Annotated in this window: 14 protein-coding genes; 5 read left to right on the forward strand and 9 right to left on the reverse strand. The window is 68.1% G+C overall.

Translation table 11 applies throughout. The features are described from left to right. Positions 1–1,533, forward strand: a 1,533-nt coding sequence (locus ADBZ6K_RS14400) for an acyltransferase family protein (protein WP_526347760.1), incomplete at its 5' end; no start/stop codon positions are given. A gap of 4 nt (positions 1,534–1,537) precedes the next feature. Here ADBZ6K_RS14400 and ADBZ6K_RS14405 read toward each other — a convergent pair. From ADBZ6K_RS14405 to ADBZ6K_RS14425, 5 genes are all read right to left on the reverse strand, one after another. Next, positions 1,538–3,754: a thiamine pyrophosphate-dependent enzyme gene (locus ADBZ6K_RS14405; RefSeq protein WP_526347762.1), complete on the reverse strand. Its 2,217-nt coding sequence runs from the start codon at positions 3,752–3,754 to the stop codon at positions 1,538–1,540. A gap of 94 nt (positions 3,755–3,848) precedes the next feature. Continuing rightward, positions 3,849–4,622 carry an HAD-IIA family hydrolase gene (locus ADBZ6K_RS14410; protein WP_526347764.1) on the reverse strand — a complete coding sequence of 258 codons (774 nt, stop codon included), beginning with the start codon at positions 4,620–4,622 and terminating at the stop codon, positions 3,849–3,851. A gap of 42 nt (positions 4,623–4,664) precedes the next feature. Then, entirely contained in the window at positions 4,665–5,318 is a 654-nt protein-coding gene (locus ADBZ6K_RS14415; protein WP_526347766.1) for a carboxymuconolactone decarboxylase family protein, read from the reverse strand. A gap of 10 nt (positions 5,319–5,328) precedes the next feature. Continuing rightward, positions 5,329–6,111 (reverse strand): SDR family NAD(P)-dependent oxidoreductase, encoded by a 783-nt coding sequence (locus ADBZ6K_RS14420; protein ID WP_526347768.1) that lies wholly within the window; start codon positions 6,109–6,111, stop codon positions 5,329–5,331. 5 nt (positions 6,112–6,116) lie between these two features. Further along, on the reverse strand, positions 6,117–7,028 hold the full coding sequence (locus ADBZ6K_RS14425; protein WP_526347770.1) for an MBL fold metallo-hydrolase: 912 nt from the start codon (positions 7,026–7,028) through the stop codon (positions 6,117–6,119). A gap of 105 nt (positions 7,029–7,133) precedes the next feature. Between ADBZ6K_RS14425 and ADBZ6K_RS14430 the strand changes: the two genes are divergently transcribed. Next, positions 7,134–7,742, forward strand: a complete 609-nt coding sequence (locus ADBZ6K_RS14430) for a TetR/AcrR family transcriptional regulator (RefSeq protein ID WP_526347772.1) — start codon at positions 7,134–7,136, stop codon at positions 7,740–7,742. A gap of 53 nt (positions 7,743–7,795) precedes the next feature. Here ADBZ6K_RS14430 and ADBZ6K_RS14435 read toward each other — a convergent pair whose 3' ends face one another. After that, positions 7,796–9,187, reverse strand: coding sequence for a class-III pyridoxal-phosphate-dependent aminotransferase (locus ADBZ6K_RS14435; RefSeq protein WP_526347774.1), 1,392 nt, complete (start codon positions 9,185–9,187; stop codon positions 7,796–7,798). 108 nt (positions 9,188–9,295) lie between these two features. Continuing rightward, positions 9,296–10,798: a CoA-acylating methylmalonate-semialdehyde dehydrogenase gene (locus ADBZ6K_RS14440; protein ID WP_526347776.1), complete on the reverse strand. Its 1,503-nt coding sequence runs from the start codon at positions 10,796–10,798 to the stop codon at positions 9,296–9,298. Positions 10,799–10,908: 110 nt separating this feature from the next. On the opposite strand from ADBZ6K_RS14440, the gene ADBZ6K_RS14445 reads away from it, so the two are divergent. The 3 genes from ADBZ6K_RS14445 (at position 10,909) to ADBZ6K_RS14455 (ending at position 15,608) form a co-directional block, all read left to right on the forward strand. After that, positions 10,909–12,534 (forward strand): PucR family transcriptional regulator, encoded by a 1,626-nt coding sequence (locus tag ADBZ6K_RS14445; protein WP_526347778.1) that lies wholly within the window; start codon positions 10,909–10,911, stop codon positions 12,532–12,534. 87 nt (positions 12,535–12,621) lie between these two features. Continuing rightward, positions 12,622–14,370, forward strand: a complete 1,749-nt coding sequence (locus tag ADBZ6K_RS14450) for a biotin carboxylase (RefSeq protein ID WP_526347780.1) — start codon at positions 12,622–12,624, stop codon at positions 14,368–14,370. 47 nt (positions 14,371–14,417) lie between these two features. Further along, a complete protein-coding gene (locus ADBZ6K_RS14455) occupies positions 14,418–15,608 on the forward strand; it encodes a serine hydrolase domain-containing protein (RefSeq protein WP_526347782.1) in 1,191 nt (396 codons plus the stop codon). A gap of 85 nt (positions 15,609–15,693) precedes the next feature. Here ADBZ6K_RS14455 and ADBZ6K_RS14460 read toward each other — a convergent pair whose 3' ends face one another. Both ADBZ6K_RS14460 and ADBZ6K_RS14465 read right to left on the reverse strand, forming a co-directional pair. Continuing rightward, the gene (locus ADBZ6K_RS14460; protein ID WP_083149988.1) at positions 15,694–15,999 is read right to left on the reverse strand and encodes a DUF2469 domain-containing protein; all 306 of its coding nucleotides are present in this window, start codon (positions 15,997–15,999) and stop codon (positions 15,694–15,696) included. Positions 16,000–16,042: 43 nt separating this feature from the next. Further along, positions 16,043–16,774, reverse strand: a complete 732-nt coding sequence (locus tag ADBZ6K_RS14465; RefSeq protein WP_526347784.1) for a ribonuclease HII — start codon at positions 16,772–16,774, stop codon at positions 16,043–16,045. Positions 16,775–16,780 lie beyond the last annotated feature (6 nt).

The following is a 16,780-nucleotide window of genomic DNA, read 5'->3' on the forward strand; positions in this document are numbered from 1 at the left end:
CAGGCGCTGCGCACGGGGGACATCGCCCGGCGCAGGCCCGACGGGATGTATGAGGTCATCGGGCGCAGCAGCCGGTTCGTCAAGATGTACGGGTTGCGGATCGACCTGCAGCGGGTGGAAAGCGCGCTGAGCGCACGCGGCGTGCCCGCGCTGTGCGTCGGCCACGACGAAGAGTTGGTGGTCGCCGCCGCCGTCAACGCCGGGGCCGCCATCGACGCCGGGGCCGCCGAGGTGCGGCGTCTCGCGGCAGCCGCGGCGGGGGTTCCCGCGGACGCGGTCCGGGCGCTGGCCGTCGCCGAACTGCCGCTGCTGTCGTCGGGCAAACCCGACTACCAGTCGGTGCGCGACCTGGCCGCCGCCCGAGCCGACGACAGCGCCGTATCGACCGAACCTGAGAATCCCCGACCAACCGACCTTCGGTTCTTGTTCGCCGACGTGCTGCACGTCGATCCGGATGCCGTCGACCCCGGCGCCAGCTTCGTCGATCTGGGCGGGAACTCGCTGACCTATGTCGCGATGTCGGTTCGGCTGGAACGCGCACTCGGCCGGCTGCCTGCGGACTGGCCGCGGCTACCGATTCGCGAGCTGGAAAGCACACCGCCGCCCGCGCGATCCTGGGGCGCCACCCTGGAAGCCAGCGTCGCGCTGCGCGCGGCGGCGATCGTGTTGGTCGTAGGCTCGCACGCCGGGCTGTTCGACTTGTGGGGCGGCGCCCATGTGCTGCTCGGGGTCGCCGGCTACAACTTCGGCCGGTTCTGTCTGACCCCGGTGCCCCACCGGGATCGGATGCGCCACCTGCGCAACACGATCGGCTGGATCGCCATACCGTCCATCGCCTGGGTCGCGATCGCGCTGGTCATCACCGACGACTACCACGCGACCAATCTGCTGCTGGCCAACAAGTTCCTCGGCCCGCACGACAGCATGACCGCCGGGCGGCTGTGGTTCGTCGAAGTGCTGGTGTGGATCCTGATCGCGCTGGCCCTGGTGTGTGCGGTGCCCGCGGCCGACCGGATCGAACGGCGCAGGCCATACGCGTTCGCGGCCACCTTCCTCGCGTTCGGGCTCGCGGTGCGGTACGACGTATTCGGCGTCGGCGCCGACCGGCAGACGTGGTTCACGGTGCTGGCATTTTGGTTCTTCGCGGCCGGGTGGGTCGCGGCCAAGGCGTCGGCGGTGTGGCAGCGCGTGATCGTCACCGTCGTTGTGGCAGTCGGTGTGCACGGTTATTTCGCCGACCCCGAACGCGAGATGTTGATCTTCGCGGGCTTCGCCCTGCTGATCTGGTTGCCCGCGCTGCGCTGCCCCGTCTCGGCAACCGTGGTGGCGGGTGTGCTCGCCGAGGCGTCGCTGTACATCTATCTGACGCATTACCAGATCTATCCGCTGTTCGAGGGGCATCCCGCACTCGGTGTGGCCGCCTCGCTGTCCGTGGGCGCCGCGCTCTCCCTGCTGGTCATCCGGCTGCGCGTCCGGGCGCGCGGTCCGGTGCGCGGCGGCCTGCGGCCCGGCGCGCTGTCCGTGCGGCGCTGAGCCGTCAGCGGCCGGCCAGGTCGACCGCCGCCGATTCGATGGTCTCCTCCGACAGCAGCACCCGCAGCGCGGCGTCGCCCAGCGGGATGAAGCTGTCGTGGCTGGCGACGCGGACCACGGGACCGGGGAACCGCTGCGCAACGAGGCAGGCCACCACCGCCTCACCCACCCCGCCGGTGCTGCGGGTCTCGTCGACGACGAGCACCCTGCCGGTCGCGACGGATTCGCTCAGTATGTCGTCCACCGGCAGCGGTGCCAGCCAGCGCAGATCCACCACCCTGGCGCCGACACCCACGTGCTCCAGCCTGCGCGCCACCCGCAGGCTCATCCGCAGCCCGTTTCCGAACGTGAGGATCGTCAGGTCTTTCCCGTCGCCGTACGTGCGGGCCCGGCCGACCGCCGCGGCGGCATCCGGATAACCGGCCAGCCAGCCGTCGTCGCCGTCGTCGTACAGGTCACGGGTGTGGTAGAGCGCGATGGGTTCGAGGAATACGCACACCGCACCGGAGCTGTGGGCCGCGGCGACGCAGGCGTGCATCATCGCCGCCGCGTCGTCGGGACGGGCCGGTGAGGCGATCAGCAGTCCGGGGATGTCGCGGATCGCCGCAATCGAGTTGTCGTTGTGGAAGTGCCCGCCGAAGCCCTTCTGATAGCCGTAGCCCGCGACGCGGACCACCATCGGATTGCGGTACTGGCGGTCGGAGAAGAACTGCAGCGTGGCGCCCTCGCCGCGAATCTGGTCCGCGGCGTTGTGCAGGTACGCCAGATACTGGATCTCGGGTATCGGCAGCAGACCCGACACACCCGCGCCGAGCGCAAGCCCGAGGATCGCCTGCTCGTCCAGCAGGGTGTCGAACACCCGCGCCGGGCCGGCCTTGTTCTGCAGGCCGCGGGTCACCCCGTACACGCCGCCCTTTCTGCCGACGTCCTCCCCGAAGACGAGCGCCTCCGGATGGGACTCCAGCGCGTCTGCCAGCGCACGGTTGATCGCCAGCGCGACCGTGAGGCCCGAGCCCCCGGCGCCGTCACCAAGGTCCCAAGAATCCCCGAAGTGCCCAGCTCCTCCACCCGTCGCCCGCACCGCGTCGGCGACGGTGTCGGTCAGCGGCACCATCACCTCGGCCGCACTGGCGAGCTGTGCTGCGTCGGCGACCTCACCGGCCAGCTTGATGACCTCGCTGCGTTTGGCCTCGTAGCGATCCAGCGCCTCGACGACCGTCAGCACACCCCGGTCGATGAGGAGTTGCGCGGTGCGCAGCACCGGGTCGCGGGCGTAGTCGGCGACGATCTCGTCGGCCGGTCGGTAGGCCTGCTCGTAGTCGGATCCGGCGTGCCCCATCAGGCGCACGGTGCGCAGGTGCAGGAATGCCGGACGGCGGTGCGTGCGCACCCACTGCGCGGCGGCGCTCGCGGTATCGAACGTGTCGGCAAGATCCGACCCGTCGGCGTGGAAGTACTGCAGCCCGTCGCGGTGGCCGTAGCCGCTGGCCACCCAGCCGCGCGGGGTTCTGGTGCTGATACCGATGCCGTTGTCCTCGCAAACGAACAGCAGCGGCATGGGAAGACCCTGGTAGGCGGAGTGCATCGCAGTGTTGATGGCGCCGACGGCGGTGGAGTGGTTCACCGACGCGTCGCCGAAGCTGCACACGGTGACGGCGTCTTCCGGCCATGGGCAGTCGACGTCGAGTTTGCGCGCCCGCGCGATCGAGAACGCGACACCGACCGCTCGCGGCAGATGGGACGCGATGGTCGAGGTCTGCGGGATGATGCTCAGGTCGTGGCGACCGAACACCTTGTGCCGCCCGCCGGAGATGGGCTCATCGGTGGCCGCGACCAGGCCGAGAAGCACATCGCGCAGCGGGTCGCTTCCGGCGACCTGCGCGGCCCGCGCCAGGAAGAAGCCGCCGGAGCGGTAGTGCAGCAGCGCCGGATCGGTCGGCCGCAGCGCCGCAGCCACCGCCGCGTTGCCCTCGTGCCCGGACGAGCCGATGGTGTAGTAGCCCTTGCCCTGCGCGCGCAGCCAGCGGGCCGCGAGGTCGAGGTGGCGGCTGCCGAGTTGGGCGTCGAATAGTGCGAGCGCGTCGGAGGTGGTCAGCGCCGAGCCCTCGCGCACCGGGTCGGACGGGCCGCTTTGGGTCCCCGGTGCCATCGCGGAGATCGTCCCCATCGCCGAGATCGAGGAGATCGAGGCCGTGAAATTGTCGTCGATGGGTTCAGCCACGTGTCCTCCTGCCTGCCCCGGCCGCAGTGCCGGGCACGCCGACGGCGCGCTCACGCGCACCGTCGATCATCACATTCCGCACCATCGCCCACGCTCAGATGAGTTCGACGGCTTCCGCGATGGACGGCAGCACCCGCGCGGGCCGGAACGGGTACTTCATGATGTCCTCGGCGGTCGTCGACCCGGTGAGCACCAGGATGGTGTGCAGGCCCGCCTCGATGCCCGCCACGACGTCGGTGTCCATCCGGTCGCCCACCATGACGGTGTTCTCGGAGTGCGCCTGGATCCGGTTGAGCGCGCTGCGGAACATCATCGGGTTGGGTTTGCCGACGAAGTACGGCAGGCGCCCGGTCGCTTTGGTGATCATGGCCGCCACCGACCCCGTCGCGGGTAGCGGGCCCTCGGCGGACGGGCCGGTGGAGTCGGGGTTTGTGGCGATGAACCGCGCTCCACCCAGGATCAGCCGGATCGCTTTGGTGATTGCCTCGAAGGAGTACGTCCGGGTCTCGCCGAGGACCACGAAGTCGGGATCGATGTCGGTCAGCGTGTAACCCGCCTCGTGCAGTGCGGTGGTCAGGCCCGCCTCACCGATGACGTAGGCCGACCCGCCCGGCTGTTGATCCTGCAGGAACGATGCCGTCGCGAGCGCCGACGTCCAGATCGACTGCTCGGGAACGGTGAGCCCGGATCTGGCCAGGCGGGCCGCGAGGTCTCGCGGGGTGAAGATGGAATTGTTGGTCAGCACCAGGAAGGGCCTGCGCCGTTCGGCCAGCCGGCGGAGGAACTCCGCGGCCCCGGGCAGGGCCTGGTCCTCACGGACCAGAACCCCGTCCATGTCGGTCAGCCAGCACGAATCCTTTAACGGCATCCGCCCAGTCTTGCAGGCGTGCTGGAGCCGGCCCCAAGAACCTCAGACCGGCTGATGCAGCCGGAACGCGGGCTCGATCTCGCAACCGGCGACGCTGAGCAACATGCCTCCCATCACGTAGTGGCCGACGAGCATCGAGAACGCGAGAATCTGGTCGTGGTCGAGCTCACGGCGCAGCGCCTCGAACGTCACGGGTGACAGGTTGTGGGTGCTGAGCAGTTCGTCGGTCGCCAGCATCAGCGCACGCGTGCGCGGCGACCAGCTGTCGTCGGATTCCCTTGTCAGCGACTCGATTTCGGATCTGTCCACGCCGAGCTCGAGCGCCATGCGAGTGTGGTGGGCGTATTCGTACTGGACGCCGCAGCGCCAGGCGACGCGGATGACGACGCGTTCGTTGTCGTCCTGCGGGATGCGGCCGTGCTGGAGCAGCTGGGTGAAGAACACCGTGTGCAGCGGAAAGGCCCGGCCGAGGCGCGCGGTGAGCCCGAAGCAGGTGTAGTCGTAGCTCTCCCCCGCGCCGACCCGGATGGCGGTCATGAAGGCCCGCTGCCACGGCCGAAGTTCGCGCCGGCTGAGCGGCGGTATGCGGTTGGGGTAGTCGAGTCCGGTCCATTTTCCGTCGGGCAGCGTGAACGGCGGCTGCGGGGCGGCGGTTTCGGGGTCGGACGGCCGGATCTTGCTCAGAATGGTTGTCATACGGGACATTTCAGGCTCCTACTGCACGGCCCGTCAGGGCGAGGACGAGGGGTCGGGGGGCGAATCGGGCGGCGGTGATCGGCACGGCGTTGAGCGCACCGGAGATCACACTCGGCGGTGTGTGGCGCCGGTCGAGCGTCCGGAGGGTGAAGGCGGCGACGTCGTCGGCGGTCTGCCACACCCCGACGCCGGGACGGGTGGTGCCGAGCTTGTCGAAGAACTCGGTGCGCATCGGCCCCGGCGACACCGCAAGGACCTTCAGGGTGCTTCGGCGTGTTTCGAAGGCGATGGCCTCGGTGAAGCTCAGGACGAACGCCTTGGCCGCGCCGTACACGGCCATATCCGGTGTCGGTTGGTAGGCGCTGGTGCTGGCGACGTTGACGAGCGCACCGCGGCCGCCGGCCAGCATCTGGGGCAACAGCGCCCTGCTCAAATCGACCAGGCCGGCGACGTTGAGCTGGACCTCGGCGGCCAGGGCGTCGGCATCCTGGGTGGCGAACGCGCCGTGGACTCCCATGCCCGCGTTGTTGATCAGGGTGTCGACGGTCAGACCGTCGGCCGCGATCCGTTGCGCCAGCGCGGTTCCCGCCCTGGGGGCGGCGAGGTCTTCTGCGTAGACGGCGACGTCGACTCCCGCCTGGGTGCGGATCGTCTCGGCCAGCTCTTCGAGCCGTGCGGCGCGCCGCGCGACCAGGATCAGGTGGGCGCCGCGCCCGGCGAGCCGATGGGCGAGCTGGGCCCCGAGGCCGGAACTCGCACCGGTGATCAGTGCGGTGGTGCCACGATGGTCCATCGTCCTCACCGCCGTCGCACGAGCCGGGTGCCGCCCGCCGAGCCGACCGCCCGGTTCTCCGGGTTCCAGCTGCGGGTGGTGACGATCCCGCGCGGCTGCGCACCCGACCGCTCGACGAGATCGAGATACTCAAAGGGATTGTGGCCACAGAAGATATCGATCTCGGGGCGTTCTGCGTGCAGTGCCCGCAGCCGGTCCTGGTTGTGGCGCCGCTTTTCGCGTTCGGTGGTGACCATGAGCTGGAACAACTCGGGCCCCGGTCCGCACTTGCGGGTGGGCAGCTTGATTTCGCGGGCGTCGAAGTACGCGTCACCACAGTCGAGCAACCAGCCGTCACCGGTGTCGACGGCGATGCCGCAGTGGCCGTGGGTGTGGCCGAACAGCGGGACCATCAGGATGTCGTCGCCGAGCCCGTCGAGGCCGCGGACCGCGTCGAAGCCCATCCACGGCTCACCGCCGTGGGTGTAGGTCCGCCACTTCGGGTTGTGCTCGAAGAGCAGCGTGGGGCGATAGCGGTGGCGGGCGCGGAATCCGTCGCGGCGCTGGGCGGCATCCAGTTCGGTGGCATGCACGTGCACGAGGGCGTCGGGGAAGTCCGCCAGGCCTCCGACATGATCAAGGTCCAGGTGGGTCTGCACGATGTGGCGCACGTCGGGGGGGTCGAAGCCCAGCGCCCTGATCTGCTCGACGGCCGCCAGCGACGGGTCGATGACAGGGCGGGCGTACACCCGGTTGAACTGCCGGCCCAGACGCCCCGACATGTCGAGGTAGTCCTTGGCTCCCAGCCCGGTATCGACGAGGACCAGTCCGGCGTCGGTCGTCTCGAGCAGCAGGACATGGCACACCAGATGTTGGCCGAGGACCGAAATCCCTTGTATGGAAGCGGTATTCAGGTGATGAACGCGGGTGACCGCCATGAGCGGACCTCCTCTGACTAAAAATGAATGTTTGTTCATTCATTAGAGGGGGTACGCACTCGATTGTCAATAATGAATCCTCATTCATTCATGTACAGTGCGCTCATGCCGAGGATCACCGAGAGCCATCGCGCGGCCCAGGAGGAACGCTTCATCGATGCGGCCCGCCGCTGTTTCACCCGGCTGGGGGTGGAGGGCACATCGATGGAGCAGATCCGGACCGAAGCCGGTGTGTCCGCGGGCCTGATGTATCGGTACTTCGCCTCAAAGGACGACATGATCCGCGCCGCGATCACTGCATCGATGGCGGAATTCGAGGACATCGTCGCCGACACGGTCGTGGCCGAGCAGGCCGCCACACCCGCGGGCTACCTGCGATTGCTGCTGGACAAGCTCCGGACCTTCCGGCGTCACTCCGAGGGAGTCGACCTGTTCAAGCTGGCGATTCAGGGTTGGGCGCACGCCCAATCGCGACCGGAAGCCAAGTCCATCGTTCTCAAGAGTTTCGCGCGCCAGCTGAAGTCTTTCCGCGACTTGGCCGCCCAATGGACCACCGACGACGCCGCCGACGCGACCGACACCACCGACAAAGCCGACGCGACGGCGCTCGCCATCGGCGGCGCCGTCATCGGCTACATCGTTCAGGGCGCGTTCCTCGATGCCGACGTCGCCGTGGATCTGTACTGCGCGGGATTCGAAGAGCTCACCCGGTGACGGGGGGTCTGCCGCGCATCATGCGCGGCAGACCCCTGGCCCACTTCGTCACATCACTTCGTCACATGGGCGTCCGCGACGTCCAGCGCCCGGTCCAGGATCGCCAGGCCCTCGCGCGCCTCGGCCTCGGTGACCGTGCACGGCGGGACCACATGGATCCGGTTGAAGTTGGCGAACGGCACCATGCCGCCCGCCTTGCACGCGGCCAGCACCGCGGCCATGGCGGGACTGCTCCCGCCGTACGGCGCCAGCGGTTCACGGGTTTCGCGGTCGGCGACGAGCTCGAGAGCCCAGAACACGCCGAGCCCGCGAACCTCACCGATGCTGGGGTGCCGGGTGGCCATGTCACGCAGCGCGGGGCCGATGACCTCGGCGCCGATCCGGGCCGCGTTGCCGACGATATCCTCGTCGGTCATCGCGTTGATCGTCGCCACCGCCGCGGCCGTCGCCAGCGGATGGCCCGAGTAGGTCAACCCGCCCGGATAGGCGCGATGCGCGAAGGTTTCGGCGATCGCCGGGCTGATGGCCACCCCGCCGAGCGGCACGTAGCCGGAGTTGACACCCTTGGCGAAGGTGATCAGGTCAGGAACGACATCGAAATGCTCGATGGCGAACCACTTTCCGGTGCGGCCGAAGCCGGCCATCACCTCGTCGGCGATGAACACGATGCCGTGGCGGTCGCAGAGTTCCCGCACACCGGCCAGATATCCCGGCGGCGGCACCATGATGCCTGCCGTGCCGGGAATGCTCTCCAGCACGATGGCGGCGATCGTCGACGGCCCCTCCAGCCGGATCACGTCGTCGAGATGTTGCAGCGCCCTTTGGGTTTCCTCCGCGTCGGTGGTGGCGTGGAAGTGCGACCGGTACAGGAACGGGCCGAAGAAGTGCACGACGCCCGCACCCGGATTGTCGTTGGGCCAGCGCCGCGGGTCGCCCGTCATGTTGATGGCCGTGTCGGTTCCGCCGTGGTAGGAACGGTAGCGGGTCAGTACCTTGTGCCTGCCGGTGTGCAGCCGCGCCATCCGCACCGCGTGCTCGTTGGCATCGGCGCCACCGTTGGTGAAGAAGATCTTGTTCAGCTCACCGGGCGTGCGTTCGGCGATCAGTCGCGCGGCTTCGGAACGGGCGGCGTTGGCGTACTGCGGTGCGATGGTGCACAGCGTGGCCGCCTGTTCCTGAATCGCGGTGACCACCTTCGGGTGCTGGTGTCCGATGTTGGTGTTGACCAGCTGCGAGGAGAAGTCCAGCAGCCGGCGCCCGTCGCCGTCCCACACGTAACTGCCTTGTGACGCAACGATTGTCACCGGGTTGATCTCGGCCTGCGCCGACCACGAATGGAAGACGTGCGCGCGGTCGAGCTCGTGGGTTCTTGCCGATTCACGCTTCGCCTCGTCAACGGTGAGCCCGTTGGGCAGCACCGGGGTGACGACGTGGTCGACGGTCATGGGAGTTCCTCTTCTCGTGTGCGAGCGTGCGCATTTGTTCGTCTGCGTGCGGCGTGTCGAGTACAGGCACGCACGCTCGCGCAGGTTGGTTAGTGGGGGTCGGTCTGGTCAGTTGGTGGGGAAGCCGAGGTTGATGCCGCCGTGGGAGGGGTCGAGCCAGCGGCTGGTGATGGCTTTTTGGCGGGTGAAGAATTGCACACCGTCCATGCCGTGGGCGTGGCTGTCGCCGAACAGCGAGGCCTTCCAGCCGCCGAAGCTGAAGTAGGCCATCGGCACCGGGATGGGCACGTTGATGCCGACCATGCCGACCTGCACCTCGTTCTGGAACCGCCGCGCCGCGCCACCGTCGTTGGTGAAGATCGCGGTGCCATTGCCATACGGGTTGGTGTTGATCAACTCCAACGCCTGGTCATAGGTCGCCACCCGCACCACCGAGAGCACCGGCCCGAAGATCTCATCGGTGTACACACTCATCTCGGGGGTGACGTTATCCAGCAGGGTGGGGCCCAGCCAGAACCCCTGGGCGAGGCCGGAGTCGCCGCCGTCGATCTCGACAGTGCGGCCGTCGACGACGACCTTGGCGCCGTCGGCCTCACCGGCATCGATATAGGAGGCCACCTTGTCGCGATGGGCCTGGGTGACCAGCGGACCCATATCGGCATCCGTGGTGCCATCACCGGTCTTGATCGCCGCGGCCCGCTCGGCGATCTTGGCCACCAGATCATCGGCGATCGGCCCGACCGCCACACACGCCGAGATCGCCATGCACCGCTCACCGGCAGACCCGAACCCGGCGTTGACCATCGCGTCGGCGGCCAGATCCAGATCGGCATCGGGCAACACCACCGCATGGTTCTTGGCCCCACCCAACGCCTGTACCCGCTTACCGGCCGCCGTGCCGGTGGCATACACATACTGCGCGATCGGCGTGGACCCCACGAACGACACCGAGGCCACCGCCGGATGGGTCAACAGTTCGTCCACGGCGGTCTTATCGCCCTGCAGAACGTTGAACACCCCGTCGGGCAGCCCGGCCTCCTTCCACAGCCGCGCCAACCACAACGACGCCGAGGGATCCTTCTCCGAGGGCTTGAGCACCACCGTGTTACCCGCCGCGATCGCGATCGGGAAGAACCACATCGGCACCATGGCCGGGAAGTTGAACGGGCTGATGATGCCCACCACACCCAACGGCTGACGAATCGAATACACGTCGACCTTGGTGGAGGCGTTCTCGGTGAACCCGCCCTTGAGCAGATGCGGAATACCGCAGGCGAATTCCACCACCTCCTGACCGCGGCTCACCTCACCCAGCGCATCGGAGACGACCTTGCCGTGCTCGCTGGTGATGATCTCGGCCAACTCACCCTTGCGCTCGTTGAGCAGCTCACGGAACTTGAACAGCACCGCAGTGCGCTTGGCCAGCGACGCATCCCGCCACGCCGGGAACGCCGCCGCCGCCGCATCGATCACCGCACGCGCATCGGCCACACTGGCCAGCGCCACCTCGCCGCTCACCACACCCGTAGCCGGATTGCTGACCGCAGCCGTCGCGGTCGACGTGCCAGCGAAAACCTCGTTGTTGAGCCAATGCCTGATGGTGTTTGTCACAGGTGTCCTTTGATGCGTCTGATGATCTGTGCTTCTACTGTCCCTGCTACCGGCCGCCCGTAGCGGGGACAACCTGTCACAGAAGTCCGCCGAATTCTTACACTGTGTCAGTGATTCCGACCGTCGCCGAAGTCGTCGCGCTGCCGGTGGTGCAAGCGGGCTTACCCGAGGTCATCAGCGCCGAGCACCTGGACCGTCCGGTTCGTTGGGTCCATGTCAGCGACGTGGCTGATCTGTCCGATCTCCTACAGGGCGGCGAGCTGGTGCTCACCACGGGCCAGGCCCTCGTCGCCGAGCCGCGCGAGTATCTCGAACGTCTGGTGGGCGCGGGCGCCGCCGGGGTGGTGGTCGAGACGGGCACCCACATCGCCGCAGTGCCGCCGTCGGCGGGCGAGGCCGCCCGGTCACTCGGGCTCCCCCTGATCGTGCTGCACCGGCGCACCCGGTTCGTCGACATCACCGAGGCCGTACACCGGTTGATCGTCGCCGACCAGTACGAGGAGCTGGCCTTCGCCCACCAGGCGCATGAAACGTTCACCGACCTGAGCATGCGGCGGGCGTCACTGTCCGACATCGTCAGCGCGGCCGCGGACATGATCACCGAGACGGTGGTGCTGGAAGATTTGTCCCACCAGGTGCTCGCGGCCTCGGCGCGGGGCGAGCCCGCCGCGGCGGTGCTGCGCGACTGGCAGCAACGGTCGCGGTTGGCCATGGGCGAGCATGCCGCCCAGGAGAACCGGGAGAGGTGGACGGTGAACCCGGTCGGACCGCGCGGCGAGGAGTGGGGCAGGCTGATCGTCCCCCACCCGCCTACCCGGCCCGCCAAGGCCAAGATGGTGCTCGAGCGGGCCGCGCAGGCGTTGGCCCTTCACCGCATGGCCGAGCGGGGACGTTCCGGCCTCGAGCACCAGGCCCAGACCGGCCTGATGGAGGACGTCCTCCAGGGCAGGATCACCGACGAACGCGAAGCCGAGGTGCGGGCGCACGCCCTCGGCCTGCACACCGCGGCGGTTTATCTACCCGCGACCGTACGCGTCGCCGCGGCGGCCGACCGGCTCGATCCGGTTGCGGCCCAGCGCCGGACGGTGCGTGTGCTCGATTCGGTCGTGCACTCCGTCAAGTCTGCGGGCCACTCCGCGCTGTGTTCGATCCGTCGCGACGGCGAGATCGGTATGGTGCTGGCGCTCGCCGCGCGGCGCGGGGTCACCCTCGACACCGCCGTCTCCCGGCTGGCCGTCGACGTTCGCGACGGCATCCGCCGCGGCGGAGACGCCGACAAGGTGGTGTTCGCGCTCGGTGCCGGTGCCGTGACCGTCGTCGACGCGGTGCACGGTCTGCGCGACGCCGCCCACGTTGCCGACGTGGCGCTGGCGATGCCCGAAAGCGGGCGCGCATTCTTCCGGGCCGCGGACGTCCGCTTGCGCGGTCTGCTGACCTTGCTGCGCGACGACCCACGCGTGCAGAACTTCGCCGAAACCGAACTCAAGGCGCTGCTGCTGCACGACGCACACCACGGCGACAACGGCGTGGCGATCCTGCGGGGCTTTCTCGAACTGGCCGGCAACAAGTCCGCGCTCGCCAAACGCCTTCACATGAGCAGGCCGGCGCTGTACAGCAGGCTCGACGCGATCCAGCGCATCCTCGGCCTCGACCTCGACGACGGCGAGTCGATGACATCACTTCACGTGGCGCTGCTGATCCTGGACGCCCAGACGCCCCCGCCCGGCGGCCCGTGAGGGGCGGCGACCCGACCCGCGCAACTCGCTCCCGGCGGGACGTGACACCACTACTGTGAGATATTCCACGACGAGCGAGGTGCGCCCATGACAGACCGTCCGGTTCGATCGCGAGCTTCCAAGGCGGCCAAGAAGATCCCCGCCAAGAAGTCCACCGCGCAGGCCTCCCCCACAGCCTCCGCCAAGATCTCGCCGAAGGCGCCGGCGAAAGCGTCGGTCAAGACGGTGTCGGCGACGCGCACTCCCTCTCGCGCGAAGGCGGCCAAGTCCACCGTGACCGCGAAATCCGCCACGGCCGCCGGCAAGGCCGGGCCCCGCGAGGTCAGCGTCGGCACGGACGCGGCGTTCGCACCCGCACCGGGCCAGCCCCGCCGGCGCCTCAAGAACATCTCGGAGGTCCGCCACTTCTTCCGGACCAACGACGTGCCGATCTACTTCTTCGGCGCCACGCCGTTCAACCTGCTCGGCCTCGACCGGTGGGTACGCAACTTCTCCTACGTGACCTACTACGACGGCTGGGACGGCGGACATCCCCGGGTGTTCACTCCGACGCACAAGCCGTATCAGGAGTTCACCAGCGGCGAGGAGATAAACAACTGGCTGCTCACCAACCCCGAGGTGCGGGCGCACATCGACGCCGCGACGCCGCGCGGGGTGCGGCCCAAGATCGCGATGGTCTTCTTCGACAAGGAAACCGAGGAGATCTGCCGCGAACTGGGCTATGACCTGATCCTGCCGTCGGCCGAGCTGCGCGAGCACCTGGACTCCAAGATCGTCACCACCCGGCTGGGCAACGAGGCGGGCGCACCGAGCGCACCCAATGTGCTCACCAGGGTCGACGACTGGGCGGGCCTGCGCAAGGCCGCCGAAAAGGCCGGTCTTGGTGACGAACTCGTGGTTCAGACCCCCTACGGCGACTCCGGCAAGACCACGTTCTTCATCTCCTCGGAGGCCGACTGGAAGAAGCACAGCGCCGACATCGTCGGCCAGGACATCAAGGTGATGCGCCGGATCAACAACCGGCCCGTCGCGGTCGAGGCCGTGCTGACCCGTTCCGGGACCATCGTCGGTCCGTTCATGTCGGAGTTGATCGGCTACAAGAAGCTCACGCCCTCGCGCGGTGGATGGTGCGGCAACGAGATGTATCCCGAAGTCCTCACCGGCGAGAACCGGCGTACCGCAACGCAGTTGGTGCGACGGCTGGGCGACCGGCTGGCCAAGGAAGGGTACCGGGGCTTCTTCGAGGTCGACGTTCTGCTCGACACCGACACCGGCGACGTGTACCTCGGCGAACTCAATCCCCGCATCAGCGGCGCCTCGTCGATCACCAACGTCACCGCTGGGGCCTATGCCGACGTCCCGCTGTTCCTCTTCCACATCCTCGAGTACATGAACGTCGAATTCGACCTCGACGTCGACGAGATCAACGAGCGCTGGGAGGAACTGGCCGCCGAGGACGTGTGGAGCCAGATGATCCTGAAGGAGACCGACGACATCGTCCAGCAGCTGACCGCAACACCGCGCACCGGCTTCTACTCCCTCGACGGCAGCGGCAGCCTGGTGTTCCGTGGGGCAGCGCTGGACTGGCACCAGCTGCAGAACGAGACCGAGGTGTTCTTCCTGCGGATCTACGGACCGGGCGACTACCGCTGGAAGGGCGCCGACCTCGGGGTGCTCGTCACGAAGGGGCGCCTGCAGGTCGACACCGGCGGCGGCAAGTCTGCGCTGGCCATCCGCGCGCGCCACCTCATCGACTCGATCCGGGCCGAATTCGCAGGTACACCTATCGTCGAACCTGTCAAACCGCCGACGAATGCGGGGGTGAAGTCAAGCTGAGCTAGGGTCGTCGGGTACCTACCCGACCGACAGGAGGCGCAACGCGCATGGCGCTCGGCGGCGACCCTGGACGTGTTCCGTCCGATGTGACGTTGGAGAACTGGCAGTCGGCTCCGCATCTGCACTGGACTTTCCAGCACATTGCCGATTTCCTACCCACCGCGGTGATCTCGCGCGGGACAGGACCGGTAGCGGAACTGCCGTCTCTGCCGGCTGAGCTGTCCGACATCGCGCTGTTCGACCACACCAGCGGGAGGCGGACCACCGTCGGCGATGTGATGGCGGCCACCGCCACCGACGGCTGGATCGTCACCCAACACGGCAAGGTGCTCGAGGAGCACTACTACAGCGGTATGACGTCCGACACACCCCACCTGCTCATGTCGGTCAGCAAGTCGCTGATCGCCACGGTGGCGGGTGCCCTTGCCGGCGACCACGGGCTGGATCTGGACGCCCAACTGACCTTCTACATCCCCGCTCTGGCGGCGTCCGGATACGCCGGGGCCACCGTGCGCAACCTGCTCGACATGCGGTCGGGGATCGCGTTCTCCGAGGAGTACCTCAACCCGATGGCCGAGGTGCGGCTGCTGGAACAGGCGATCGGCTGGGCCCCCCGCACCGTGCCCGACCTGCCGAACACGATGTACGACTACCTCGTCACGCTGCGCCAGCAGTCGGCCCACGGCGGGCCGTTCAGCTACCGATCCTGCGAAACCGACGTGCTCGGCTGGGTGTGTGAGGCGGCCGCAGGCGCCCGGATGCCCGACCTGATGTCGGAACTGCTGTGGAGCAGGCTGGGCGCCGAGAACGACGCCACGATCGGGGTGGACTCGGTCGGCACCGGGATGTTCGACGGCGGCATCAACGCCTGCCTGCGCGACCTGGCGAGATTCGGGGCGCTGTTCCTCACCGGCGGAGCCTCGCTGACCGGCGCGCAGGTGGTGCGGCCATCATGGATCGCGGACACGTTCGCCGGGGGCAGCGACTCCAGGGCGGCGTTCGCGGCGAGCCCCGACGACAACCGGATGCCCGGCGGTATGTACCGCAATCAATGCTGGTTCCCCTATCCCGGCGACAACGTGCTGCTGTGTCTGGGGATCCACGGCCAGATGATCTACGTGAATCGCGCCGCGGGCCTGGTGGCCGCGAAGCTGTCGAGTTGGCCCCTGCCCCAGGACGCCGCCAAACTGTTTCCGACCATCGCCGCGTTCGACGAGATCGCCGCCAACGTCTCCTGACGGGCGATCTGAAAACCCGTCCGGGGCAACCTTTCTGGGGGCTTCTGGGCTTCTGGGCCTGGACGCAAAGCGCGGCGCGACGGGGCTACTCGGGCAGGCGCAGCTCGGGCTTCTCCACCTCTTCGATGTTGACGTCCTTGAAGGTGATCACGCGCACCTGCTTGACGAAGCGCGCGGGTCGGTACATGTCCCACACCCACGCGTCGCCGAGCCTCAACTCGAAGTACACCTCGCCGTCGGAGTTGCGGGGCACCAACTCCACACTGTTGGCGAGGTAGAACCGTCGCTCGGTTTCCACGACGTAGCTGAACTGGCCGACGATGTCCTTGTACTCCCGGTACAGCGACAGCTCCATCTCGGTTTCGTACTTTTCGAGATCTTCAGCACTCATCTGATCCGCTGTCCTTCACGTCGATCATCACTGCCATCTTTCCTTACCCGAGTTCGCCATGCCGCCCGGATCCCCAGTCGGGTGCGTCGTCGGCCACCACCGCCACGGCTGTCTCACCGACGGCCATCCGCAGCCGACGCACGTTGATGAACGAGTATCTGTGCTGACTGGACGGCCCGAGCGCGGTCAGGGCCGCGGTGTGCGCCGGCGTGCTGTAGCCCTTGTGCTCGGCGAAACCGTATCCGGGGAACTCCGCTTCCATCTTCACCATCGACCGGTCGCGGCTGACCTTGGCCAGGACGCTGGCCGCGGCGATACAGGCCGCCGCCGCGTCGCCGCCCACCACCGGTAGCGACGGCATCGGCAGACCCGGCACCCGGAAACCGTCGGACAGCACGTACCCGGGCCGTACCGGCAACCCGGCGACCGCCCTGCGCATCCCCTCGATATTGGCGACGTGGACACCGCGGCGGTCCACCTCCACCGACGGGATGAACACCACGTGGTAGGCCAGCGCGTAGCGGCGGATCAGGGGAAACAGCCGCTCGCGTTCCTTCTCGTTGAGCTTCTTGGAGTCGTCGAGCGCGGCCAGGCTCTCCAGCCGGTTCGGCCCGAGCACACACGCAGCGACGACGAGCGGCCCCGCGCACGCACCGCGGCCGACCTCATCCACACCCGCCACCGGCCCCAGTCCGCCCCGATACAGCGCCGACTCGAGGGTCCGCAGACCCGACGACCTCCGGATCACTGCCCGAGGCGGCCATGACGCCGACAAACTCAG

The organism is Mycobacterium sp. (assembly GCF_044223235.1).
Lineage (GTDB): Bacteria > Actinomycetota > Actinomycetes > Mycobacteriales > Mycobacteriaceae > Mycobacterium.